This is a genomic window from Sphingomonas sp., from assembly GCF_035758555.1.
Classification (GTDB): Bacteria; Pseudomonadota; Alphaproteobacteria; order Sphingomonadales; family Sphingomonadaceae; genus Sphingomonas_B.
This window is the reverse complement of sequence record NZ_DASTXI010000227.1, coordinates 1-12,011: the sequence shown is the minus strand read 5'-3', so window position 1 is coordinate 12,011 and position 12,011 is coordinate 1. Positions and strand designations below refer to the sequence as shown.

Annotated in this window: 8 protein-coding genes; all 8 read right to left on the bottom strand. The window is 68.0% G+C overall.

Annotation, left to right across the window (positions count from 1 at the left end):
* Nucleotides 1-1,444, bottom strand: a 1,444-nt coding sequence (locus VFT73_RS13560; protein WP_326412278.1) for a ShlB/FhaC/HecB family hemolysin secretion/activation protein, incomplete at its 3' end; no start/stop codon positions are given.
* A gap of 252 nt (nucleotides 1,445-1,696) precedes the next feature.
* Nucleotides 1,697-2,410, bottom strand: a complete 714-nt coding sequence (locus tag VFT73_RS13555; protein WP_326412274.1) for a hypothetical protein — start codon at nucleotides 2,408-2,410, stop codon at nucleotides 1,697-1,699.
* Nucleotides 2,411-2,420: 10 nt separating this feature from the next.
* Nucleotides 2,421-4,436: an adenylate/guanylate cyclase domain-containing protein gene (locus VFT73_RS13550; RefSeq protein ID WP_326412270.1), complete on the bottom strand. Its 2,016-nt coding sequence runs from the start codon at nucleotides 4,434-4,436 to the stop codon at nucleotides 2,421-2,423.
* Between the two features lie 7 nt (nucleotides 4,437-4,443).
* Nucleotides 4,444-7,485 (bottom strand): CHAT domain-containing tetratricopeptide repeat protein, encoded by a 3,042-nt coding sequence (locus tag VFT73_RS13545; protein WP_326412266.1) that lies wholly within the window; start codon nucleotides 7,483-7,485, stop codon nucleotides 4,444-4,446.
* Nucleotides 7,486-7,625: 140 nt separating this feature from the next.
* Nucleotides 7,626-8,609, bottom strand: coding sequence for a DUF2891 domain-containing protein (locus tag VFT73_RS13540; RefSeq protein ID WP_326412262.1), 984 nt, complete (start codon nucleotides 8,607-8,609; stop codon nucleotides 7,626-7,628).
* On the bottom strand, nucleotides 8,606-9,517 hold the full coding sequence (locus tag VFT73_RS13535; protein ID WP_326412259.1) for a DUF979 domain-containing protein: 912 nt from the start codon (nucleotides 9,515-9,517) through the stop codon (nucleotides 8,606-8,608). Before VFT73_RS13535 ends, VFT73_RS13540 begins: the two co-directional genes overlap by 4 nt.
* On the bottom strand, nucleotides 9,514-10,269 hold the full coding sequence (locus VFT73_RS13530; protein WP_326412255.1) for a DUF969 domain-containing protein: 756 nt from the start codon (nucleotides 10,267-10,269) through the stop codon (nucleotides 9,514-9,516). Before VFT73_RS13530 ends, VFT73_RS13535 begins: the two co-directional genes overlap by 4 nt.
* Nucleotides 10,266-12,011, bottom strand: a 1,746-nt coding sequence (locus tag VFT73_RS13525) for a hydantoinase B/oxoprolinase family protein (protein WP_326412251.1), incomplete at its 5' end; no start/stop codon positions are given. The genes VFT73_RS13525 and VFT73_RS13530, both read right to left, overlap by 4 nt.

Below are 12,011 nucleotides of genomic sequence, written 5' to 3'. Positions count from 1 at the left end.
CGTCGATCGTGCGCGGCAGCAGGGAACCGAGCCGCACTTCGCTCTGGAAGCCAAGGCCGCTGTCGCCGGTCAGCGCGCCGGGATCGTAGCCGCGGCCGGCGGTGAAATTGCCGACCGAGAATTGCTCATAGGAGACGAGGCTGTGCGGCGCATATTGCACGCGCGGAGCGATGCTGAAGGTCAGGTTCGGCTGCGGCCGGTATTCGATCAGGCCGGTCGCGCGTGCCACGAACGCTGTCGGATCGGCGGCGGATCGGCTGAGCAGGCAAAGCTGGCGCGGCTGGCAGCGGTCGCTGGCGTTCAGGTCCAGGCCCTGGCGCAGCTCGATCCCGCCGGCCACACGCCAGTGCGGCTGCCCCAGCGAAAAGCCGTTGATGCTGGAGACGGAGCGCGGATCGACGCTGTCATAGTCGAGCCGCGCGTAGAGTACGCGGATATGGTCGCGGTTGAGCGCCACGTCGTTGAAGTCGACATTCTGGTTGACGACGTTCAGCCCGACGCTGCCGAACAGGTTCCGGGTTTGCGCGCGGACGAACGGATAGCTGACTTCGGCGAAGGCGGAGAGGGTGCGCGCGTCGATATCGAGCGGGGGCGTCAGCCCGGGATGCGTCCAGGCATAGCTGAAATCGCCGGAGAAGGTCAGGCCCTCGCCGCCGATCTTGAAGCTGTGGCCGCCCTGGATCACCTGCTGCTCGTTGAAATCGGCGGTCGTGAAGAAGCTCAGCGTCGTGCGGTCGCCGAGGCCGGTCAGGCCGTTCAGCTGTACGCGCGCGAGGCCGCCCCAGCGCCCGGCCGACCGCGATCCGAGATTCTGCACGAACGCATCGGCCTCGACCGGAGTGCGCGTCACCGTCACTTCGCCGATCACTTCGCCGGGCGCCGCGTTCGCGGGCCGCAGGATCAGGCGCACGTCCAGTCCCGGAATGTCGCGGGCGAGCAGCAGATAGCGCTCGGCCTGCCGGATGTTGAACACGTCCTGGTTCTGGATGTGCCTCAAATAGCCGGCGATCAATTCCTCGGACCGGCCGACCTGCCCGCGCACCTGCACGCCGACCAGCTTCGCGATCAGCGCGTCGAAGCGGATCGCGCCGTTCTCGATCCGCTGGGGCGGCACCTGCACCGCCGCCAGATAGCCTTCGCGGCGCAGGATCGTTGCGGCGCGGTCGCGGATCGCGCAGATTTCGGCGACCGAGACGGTCTTGCCGACCATGTCGGCATAGGCCGGGCGCAGCAGCTCGGCCGAAACGGAGCGGAGGCCGCCGAACTGCACCTCGCGCAGCTCGAACGTGATGTCCTTGTATTTGGGATCGGCCAGCGGACAGGGCGCGCGCTCGAAATCGCTTTCGACCGTCATGCCCGGCGTCGCTGCGCGCGGCGCGGGTCCGGGCCGCGCCCGTTCGATCTCTTCGCGGGTGGTGCCGGTGGGCGGGACTGTCTGAGCCACTGCCGGCAACCAGGCAGCCGACAGGCTCAACGCCACCACAACATTGCGCACCCGACGCATCGCGTTCCCCCACCTACACGTGCCCGATCAGGCGCTCTCTACGCTCTGCTGCGGGTGCGGCGCTCGCGTCCCCCGGAATGCCGCATGCCTGGCGCGATTCGCCATGGCCTCTTCAGGGAACGGGCTAGCATCCGCTCCCTTTTGCTTCAACCATTTGCCCCGTCTGCGCCGTCGCAGAAAAGGACAGTTTCGTCAGCCCGAATTGCTGCCTGCCGACGTCGTGGCGATCAGCAGATCGAGCTGCGTGTTGCAGCCTTTCGCGATCAGCTGCGATGCCGTGTCTTCGATGTTCGACGGCATCGGCACCGTCACGAACCTGATAGTGGATGGCGCCATGCCCTCCATCGTGATCGTGTATTCGCCGCCATCGGTCACCGGCACCGACTTCGGCCACTCCGCGACGGTCGCGCCGGCGGGCAGGCTGATCGTTCCGGATGCACCCGCACCGCTGACCTTCACGTCCGCCGCCTTGTCGCCCGACATTCGCCACACGCGCACCGTCTGCGGATCGGCGACGCACATCGTGCCGCTCTTGCTCAGATCGACGAACCACAGGTTCGGGCTGCGGGTATCCATCGTCGGCAGCCCGCCCCGCACCGCTCCGCCCCGCCGCTCGGACGTGCTGTTGGTGCGCAGGATCTGCGACGCCGTCTGCGTTGCGCCCGCGCGCGTGCCGGTCGAGACCGCGGCGAAGGTGCCGGGCCCGCTGATCGTGCGGGTGCCGCGCGCGTCGAGCAGCACAAGCGTGTCGCCCGGCTTCAGCACCAGCTGCGCGGAATCGGCGAGCTTCTTGCCCGCCGGATATGCCTTGGCCGAGGGTCCGACCGCGCGGACCACCACCGGCCCGGCGAGCGCCGTTCCGCCCAGAGCCGCGGCGAGCGCGGCCGCGGCGAGTGCTCGCGCCATCCTCTTTTTGCTAGCCCAGATCATAACTGCCTCCCGGTTCGATATGCTGCAGACGATACACCAAGTTCGCGAGCGCTGCATCGCGAACATTGGTTAGCGCCAATGTTTCGAGTTCGTCGAAGGCGGATTCGTCGCCTTCATCGATTCGCTTGAGGAGCTGTGTCAGATACGCGCGTTCCTCTGCTGTGGCTTCCGGCACAGGTTCGAAAATTTCGACCGGCGTCGCGCGACCGCGCAGGGTGATGCGGCCCAGCGGCCGCCACCAGTCGAGCCCCGAGCGCTCGACGGCCGCCTTGCTGGCCAGCACCTTGGTATTGAGCGGCTTGTTCGCGGATTCCAGCCGCGCTGCGGTGTTCATGCTGTCGCCAAGGGCGGTGTATTGGATGCGCCCCTCGCCGCCGAAATTGCCGACGATCGCTTCGCCCCAGTGCAGCCCCACCCGCGTGCGGCCGATCGCGGGCACGCCTTCGGGCACGTCCTTTCGGAAAGCCTCGCCTGCCTCGTACATTGCCCAGGCGGCGCGGGCTGCGTGTTCGCCGTCATCGGGGCGGGAGATCGGCGCGCCCCAGAAGGCGACGACGGCGTCGCCGACGAATTTATCGATCGTGCCGCCATAGCGCAGCACCGTCTCGCTGAGCGTATCGAGATATTTGTTGAGCAGGAATGCGACCATTTCCGGCTCAATCGCGTGGCTGAGCTTGGTGAAGCCTTCGAGATCGGTGAAGACGACGAAAATCTCGCGCTTCTCGCCGTGCAGCGCGAGGCGGTCCGGATCGCGCAGGATCTCGCTGGCGATGTCGCGCGGCAGATATTTGCCGAGCGCGGACTGGGCGAAGCGGCGCTGCTGGGAGCCCACGGCGCGAGCCGCCGCACTGACCGAGGAACAGGCAAGCAGCCATCCGATGCCCCAGCCGAACGCAGGCAGATACTGGGTGTCGATGCCCTGCCACTGAAGGTAGAAAGGCAGCAGCACGAAGAACACCGCCTGGCCGACCATCAGCACCGCCAGCTTCCACGGCCGTGCGTCGAGCAGCGCCGTCAGCGTGCCCGCGACGATGACGAGCAGCGCCACTGCCCAGGTCGACCCTGCGGGGATGCCGCCATATTGCAGCCCGTCGAGCAGTTGCGCGAGCATCGCGGCATGGACTTCCAGCCCGATCGTGCGTTGGCCGTTGATCTTCTTCATCGGCGTCTCGAACAGGTCGAGATCGAGCAGGTCGCCGCCGATCAGCACGTAGCGGCCCTTGACCTGCTCCGCCATCAGCGGCGCCGTTTCGGGATCGGCGAGAAGGTCGATCGGCAGCTTCGCGAACACCGGGCGGTCCTGGAAGGCGGGCAGGCGGAAGCGGACGCCGCGATGATATTCGTCGAAATTGTCGTGGGCTCCCGTCACCGCGCGTGCCAGCAGCGGCGGCAGCGTCTTCGGCTGCTTGGGCCAATTGCGCACCACGCCGTCATTGTCCGTCTCGATCTCGATGCTGGTCGGGTGGACCGAGGTCGACCGGATGCGGCTCTGGAACTGGCGCAGGAAATCCTCCTGCCGCTGCTCGATGAAACGGCCGTTGGTCGCCGCGCTGGTGAAGGCCAGATAGGTCGGCGTCTTCATCGCCTTGAAGGCGTCGACCAGATAGTCGTCGTTGGGGGTCGGCTGGTCGACGATGATGTCGATCGCGATCGCCTTCGCCCCCATTGCGTCCAGATTCCGCAGCGCATCGGCAAGAATTTTGCGGTCGAGCGGCGAGCGGACCTGAGTGTTGATCAGCGTGTCGTCGGTATAGGTGACGAGCAGGATACGCGGGTCCTGTTCCGCCCGCGGCGTCGTCAGCATCAGCCGGATGTCGTAGAGTGCGCGCTCGGCGTCGGAAATCAGCGGAATCTGCCAGCTGAACCGGGCGATCAGCACCGCAACCAGCAGGATCAGCGCGGTCGCGACCAGCCGCGGTGCGCCGACTTGGCCGACAATCCGCGCCGTCCGCTTCGATAGAGGCTGCGCCGCTCCCCCCGCGGCCTGTTCGACGTCGCTCAAGGTTCGATCACTTCGTCCGGACCAGCGGCTGCGCGCCGTCGCCGACCAGCACGAAGCCGGCCCAATAGAAGGGATGCGAGGTTCGCGCGTCGTCCATCAGCTTGATCTTGCCGGCCTGCAGCGCCTGGCCGATCGAGGTGCCGGGCGGCGCCTGGAACAGGCCGCTGATCAGCCGTTCGGTCGCCTGGAATTCGTCCGGAGCCGGCCAGTGGCTGGCAAGCACCGAGCGCGCGCCACCGCCGATGAAGGCGCGGACCAGGCCATCCAGCGCGCTGCCGCCGCCAGTCGTCACGCCCGCCTCGCGGGTCGCGGCGACGGTCGCGCGGCCGGCCGTGTCGCAGGCCGACAGCAGCACCAGGTCGGCATCCATGTGCAGGTCGTAGATTTCCTTGAACGACAGGAGGCCGTCCGATTGCGCGTCGCCGAAACTGGTCAGCAGCGCCGGCCGCGCCGGGCATTGCGGCTGCGGTGCGGTGACGAAGCCGTGGGTCGCGAAATGGAGGATGCGGTAATTGGCAAGGTCCGGCCGTGCCATCACCGCTTCGTCGGTGAACGCTGCGCCGGTCACGATGTCGGAGCCGGGACCAAGCGCCGCTTCGGCGGCCCTGAGCTCCTGCGCCGAAATCGGCTTGTTCCACTCGCTCAGCGGCCACTGGCACGGATCGGCGGAATTCGGCCCTCTGGCGAGCGAGACGCGGGTAAAGGCGGGGGCGTTGTCGCCGAAGCCGAGATAGGGACGCTCGGCGGCCGAAGGCGCGGCCTTGCGCGCATCGCGGAAGCCGCGGGCCGAAACGGCCGTGCTGATCCGCGCCGAGCGGCCGAGCCACTCGACTCCGGTGAAGTCGAATTTGTCGGCGCCTGGCTTCGCTGCGCGCGCCGCATAGCGCTCGACGCTTGCCTGGTCGGTCGGCAGCAGCGCCAAGGGCAGCCGCAGCATCGCACCATCGGGTTCGAAGATGATCGCCTTGGCCTGCGCAACCTTGTCCGCGACCGGCCCCGTCAGCTCGACATACAGCTTCCGCGCGAGCTGGAGGTCGAACGGATAGGTGAAGACCTGTCCATCCTCGACCGTGGAGATCGTCGCGCGGAGCTTGTCGACCTGATCGTCGAGCTGATCGGCGGTGATCGGCAGGCTGTAGATCGCCGCGTCGCCGGGCGTGACATAGGTGCCGTAGACCGTCTGCCCCACCACGGCCAGCTTCAGATAGGCCTCGTCGGGCTTCAGCGCCGCACGCAGATCGGCGATGGACAGCGTATCGGTCGACAAGGCCCGGTATTGCGGAAAGGCGGACAGCTTGGCCTGCATCGCCGCCTGCTCGCGCTGCAGCCGGTCGAGCTCGGCCGCGGCGGCCGTGATCGCGGCTTCGTCCGGCTGGTCGGCGCCGCGCAAGGCAGACAGGCCGATGCGGCTGCGCTCCACCTCGCGCTGCAGCGTGGTCGCCTGGCGGAACAGGCTTGCAGCTTCGCCTGCGCCCTGGCTCAGCTGGCGGGCAAGCTGGGTCTGGGTATCGGCGACGCCCGGCCTGACCAGCGTCTGGGTCGCCAGGAAGAAATCGTCGATCAGCGCCGGATTGGCGGGCGCACGCTGCACCAAGGTCGCGAAATAGGGCGCGAGCAGGTTGCTCATCCCCGTCGTCGCATTGCCGCGCCGGATGATGTCGGCGACGACCGTCTTGTAGAGCGCCAGTGCATCATCGGTCCGGCCCTGGCGCACCAGGAACGCCGCGAGCCGGCTGCGTGCCGCGGCGGCGACATTGGTGTCCGGATAGCGCCGGTCGAGCAGCGCGATCGCGTCGCGCAGGCGCGCCTCCGCCCCCGCGACATCGCCGCTTGCTTCCAGCGCGGCGCCGGTTTCGGCGAGAATCTGCGAGCGCAGGCGGATGATCGACACGACCCGGCCCTGGCGCACCGATTCCGCCTGGCGGAGCGCTTCTTGCAGCGCAGTCAGTGCCTCCCCGTTGCGGCCTTCCAGCCGATAGACGGTGCCGCGCAGCTGCAGCGCCTGTGCGTCGAGGATGATCGCGCGCTCTTCCGGCGTCAGTTGCCCGGCTTCGGTGGTGCCGAGCCGTTCGCTCGCCGCGCCCGAGTTGATCTCCGCCGCGACGTCGTTGCCGATCTCGACCGCGCCGCCGATCACCAGCATCGGTTCGGTCAGCGGCACGACCGGCCGGTCGAGTTCGGCCAGCGCGGCGTCGAGCTTGTGCTGGTTGATGAGGTGGAGCGCGAGGAAATTGCGCCGCAGCCGCGTCTGCACCCGGTCGGCGGTCGGAATGCGGTCGGCTTCGGCGAACAGCCGGTCGGCCTCCGCGAACTGGCCGAGATTGGACTTCTGCAGCGCTTCGTTGATCAGATATTCGCCGGTGCGGTCCTCGCTTGTGTCGGCGCGCTCCTGAAGCGTGCCGAAAAACTCGGCGGCCTCGGCATAGGCGCCGGCATTGTTGCGGCGATAGCCCTCGGCAAGCGCCCGGTCGGGATCGAGCGATCCGGCCTGGACGCGGGCAAAGGCGATCGGGTCGGTGCTGCCGGTCGTCGCCACTTCGATCTTGCCGGGTACGATCCGGTCCGCGACGACCGTGCGCAGCCCCAGCGTCAGGGCGTCGTCATAGCCCGCCAGGCCTTCGGCGATCCACACCGTGTCGCCCTGTCGGACCTGGTACACGCGATAGCCGACATCGGCGCCGTTGAGGCGGCAGTCGGTCCGTGTTGCCGAGCCCAGGTCGGCGACCGTCGTTTCGGCAGGCGCCTGGTCGCAGCTTGCTTCCGCGGCACGGATCGGGCCCAGCCGCGCCGCGATGGTTTGCGCATCGCCGCGCAGGCCGTAGAGATGGCCGATCGGACGGGCTGCGTCGCGGCAGATGATCACCCAGGCGCGATCGAACATGCCGCCGATCGCAGGATCGCGGCCTTTCGATTCGACCTGGCAGAGGCTTTCGCCTTCCGATCCGCCAAGCGCGAAGCTGTCCTGGAGGCTGGGGCGCACCTCCGCTGTCGGCGCGACCGTCGGCATGGTCAGCACCGCCGAAGCAACCAGCAATTTCAACGCGCGCACAGCACTCTCCACCCCCAATGCCGGGCCGCGCGCTTGTCCCGCCCGCCGGCCCGCCCCCAGATATCCGATAATTTCGCGCCCGATATCGACTCGCGATCATAAGCGCTGGATTGCGCAAGCGAAAGAGTCGCGCGCTGCGCCTATCCGGCTTCCAACGCGAGCATCGCGAAGGTGGCGAGCCAGTGCTCGCCCATATAGTCGCCGGCGACGTGCGGCAGGCTGGCGGCGAGGTGGCGGTCGGCAGCGTCGCGAGCGATGGCCGCGACATCGGCGGGCAGGGCAGGGGCGATCTCCCGCCAGCACCAGCCGCGGCTGAGATTGCAGCCGTCCAGATGGGCGATCTTGCCGTCGCTACGGTCCGAAACGAACACCGGCTCCAGCAGGCTGCGCGGTTCGCCTTCAGTCAGGCGCGGCAGGAAGGCGGCGAACCATGCCGGGAAGTCGTCGCCCAGCACAAGGCGCATCAGCAGCGCCTCGCTGAGTGCCGACGACAGGAATTCGTCGCCGCCCGGTTCCCAGGCCTGGCAGTCCCGGTCCTCGCCGAACCAGCCGCGCGCCTTCTCCGCGATCAGCCGGTGCAGGTCCTGATCGGGCCACTCGAGCGCGAGCGTCAGTGCGAAGGCGGAGTTGAAATGAGTACCGACCCGGATCGGATAGGTGAGCCGGGGCAGATAAGTCTTGAACCGTTCGGCAAAGGCTTCGGCCAGCGGGCGCAGCGCCTCGCCCCAGCCGCGATCCTGATGTCTCGCCGCCTCCGCGCAGAGCGCGATCGCCCAAGCCCAACCATAGGGCCGTTCGAATCCGCCCGAATAGGCGCGGTCGAGATAGGCGAGCTCGCCCGAAACCTTGGCCGGCGTCAGCATCTCGTCCGCCAGTGCCTCGACCCGTTTTGCAACCGGCAGCTCCGGAAACAGCCGGCGCACGCGCAGCAACAGCCAATAGCCGTGCACGCAGCTGTGCCAGTCGAAGCTGCCGTAAAAGATCGGATGCAGCCGCGCCGGCGATTGCACGTCCTCCGGCCCGTCCATCACATGATCGAGCTTGTGCGGATATTCGCGGGCGACGTGGCCCAGCGCAATCTCGGCGAAGCGCGCGGCGGTTTCGGGCGTGAGCGTGTGCGTCATGGGAAAGCCAGCCAGTAAATGAGGAGAATGTTGCAGGCGAGCAGAGGAATGGCGGTGCCGACCTGGGCCTTCACCACCGCGTTGCGGTCCTCCAGCTCCAGCAGCGCGGCGGGGACGATGTTGAAGTTCGCGGCCATCGGCGTCATCAGCGTGCCGCAGAAGCCGGCGAGCATGCCGATCGCGCAGACGATCGCCGGGTCGCCGCCGAAGCCGTGGACCAGCAGCGGCAGCCCGATCGCCGCCGTCATCACCGGGAAGGCGGCGAAGGCGTTGCCCATGATCATCGTGAACAGTACCATGCCGATCGCATAGGCGAAGACGGCCGCGAACAGGCTGCCGTGCGGAATCACCGAAATCGCCATCCCGCCGACCAGGTCGCCGATCCCGGCCACGGCGAACACCGCGCCCAACGCCGCCAGCATCTGCGGCAGCACCGCCGCCCAGCCGACCGCGTCGATCAGCCGCCGCCCTTCCTCCAGCGCCGAAAGCGCCGGCGGCCGCAGCCAGGCGTAGAGGATCACCAGCGCGATCAGCACGCCCAGACCCAGCGAGATCAACGTCACCTGCTTCGGATCGAACAGTCCGGAGTTCGGCAGCAGGAAGGTCCCCGCGAGCGCGGTGGCCGGGATCATCAGCGCCGGCAGGAACAGCCAATTGCCGCGGCGCGCGCCGTCCTCGGCCGCGTCGCCGACGTCGGGCTTTTTCAGCGCTCCCGTGCCGGCAAGCGCGACCAGCGCCAGCACCAGCAGCCCGTTCCCGAAATCGCCGAACCGGTCGCCGCCGAGGAAACTCGCCGCGAGCAGCGCCCAGAAGGCCGCGTTGCCGAACCGATGCCGGGTGGCGCTCAGCCAGGCATAGGCCGCGAACAGCAGCCCCGCGAAGGTGTAGAGAGCGGGGAGGCCGATCATGAAGAATTCCGCTCGCCCCGAGCGAAGTCGAGGGGCGTGTCTCCCGAGCGTGCAGGCGGCGCCCCTCGACTGTGCTCGGGACGAGCGAGTTTCGGGGACCGCAGTTTTCTGTCGAGGAGAAGCAGCCGTGCGCTGTGGATCAGGAAGGCGCAGATCGCGGTTGGGATCGCCCAGATCGACAGATGCAGCGGCGCGACGTGGATGCCGTTCTGGTCGAGGAAGCCGACGATCAGCAGGATCGACCCGATCGCGATGAAGATGTCCTCGCCGAAGAAATTGCCGACATTGTCGGTCGCCGCCGCCATCGCCTTCACATGCTCGCGGCGACGCTCGTCCAGATCGGCATCGCGTTCGGCCGCGGCTTCGGCCATCGGCGCGACCAGCGGGCGGACGGTCTGCGGGTGCCCCGCGATCGAGGTCAGGCCCAAAGCCGCCGTGAGCTGGCGAAACAGCAGATAAGCGATCAGCAGCCGGCCGGTCGTGGCCTGCCGGAACCGCATGATCAGCCGCCGCGCCTGCTGCTGCAGGCCATAGCGTTCCAACAGCCCGATCACCGGCAGCGCGATCCAGACGATCGAGACGTAGCGGCTGTCGTTGAACGCCTTGCCGAGAATGCCGATCACTTCGGCCAGCCCCTTGCCCGCCGCCAGCCCCGTCGCCATGGCGGCCGCCGTCACGACGGCAAGGGGATTCAGGCGAAAGAGAAAGCCGACAACGACGATCGCTATGCCGATCAGGGGGAGGTAATTCACGCCGCCCCGAACCCGCCGCCGCCCGGTGTCTCGATCACAATCGTGTCTCCCCGCTCCATCGCTGCCGAGGCGGTCGCGCCCAGCCATTCCTCCGACCCATCGGCCCGCATCACCCGGTTCACGCCCGGCGAAGCATCACCACCCCCGCCGATCCCGCGCGGCGCGACACGGCGGCGGTTCGACAGGATGCTCGCCTGCATCGGCTCCAAGAAGCGGATGCGGCGCTCGACGCCGTCGCCGCCCCGCCATTCGCCCGCGCCGCCCGATCCGCGCCGGATCGCGAAGCGCTCGAGCAGCACCGGGTGGCGTTCCTCCAGCACTTCGGGGTCGGTCAGGCGCGAGTTGGTCATGTGCGTCTGCACCGCGCTGGCGCCGTCGAAACCGGGTCCGGCGCCCGCGCCGCCGGCGATCGTCTCGTAATATTGGTAGCGCTCATTGCCCCAGGTGAGGTTGTTCATCGTCCCCTGGCTCGGCGCCAGCGCACCCAGCGCGGCGAAGATCGTATCGGTCACGACCTGGCTGGTCTCGACATTCCCGGCGACCACCGCGGCGGGATAGCGCGGCGCCAGCATCGAGCCTACGGGAATGACCAGCCGGATCGGCCGCAAACACCCGTCGTTCATCGGGATCGCGTCGTCGACCAGCGTGCGGAACGCATACAGCACCGCCGCGCGCACGATCGAACTCGGCGCGTTGAAATTATCCGGCAGCTGCGCCGAGGTGCCGCTGAAATCGATCGTCGCAGAGCGCGCCTGACGGTCCACAGACACAGCGACCTTCACCACCGCGCCATTGTCCATTTCGTAAGCGAAATGGCCGTCGGACAACCGCCCGATCAGCTGCCGCACGGCCTCTTCGGCATTGGCGATGACGTGGCGCATATACGCGTCGATCACGTCGCGCCCGTACTCCTCCGCGACACGCCGCAGCTCGGCGCTCCCGCGCGCACAGGCGGCGATCTGGGCCTTCAGGTCGGCGATGTTGCGACCCGGATTGCGCGCGGGCCAGCGGCCGGACGCCAGGATCGCGCGCATCTCCGCTTCCAGAAACCGGCCCTCATCGACCAGCAGCACATTGTCGAGCAGGATGCCTTCCTCGTCGACCGACTTGCTGTCGGGCGGCATCGATCCGGGCGCGATGCCGCCGATATCGGCGTGGTGCCCGCGCGCGGCGACATACCAGGCAGGCGCCGGATCGGTATCGACGAACACCGGCATGATGACCGTGATATCGGGCAGGTGCGTGCCGCCGCGATAGGGTGCGTTCAGCACATAGACGTCGCCGGGCCGGATGCCGCGCCCGTCGCGATTGTCGCCGCGCGCCTCGATGATCGTGCGGATGCTGTCGCCCATCGATCCCAGGTGCACCGGGATATGCGGCGCGTTCGCGATAAGCGCGCCCTCGCGGTCGAACAGCGCGCACGAGAAATCGAGCCGTTCCTTGATGTTGACGCTGGTCGCCGTGTTCTGCAGCGCGACGCCCATTTCCTCGGCGATCGCCATGAACAGATTGTTGAAGATCTCCAGCATCACCGGATCGACGCTGGTGCCGATCGCCGGCGCGGAGTCGCGGGGGGACGTGCGTTCGAGGATCATGTTCAGGTGCGCATCGACGCACGCGGTCCAGCCGGGCTCGACGACAGTGGTGGCGGAGGCATCGGTGATGATGGCCGGACCGGGAATGGTATCACCCACCCCAAGTTTGTGCCGCTCCATCACCTCGCTCGTCCCGAGCGAAGTCGA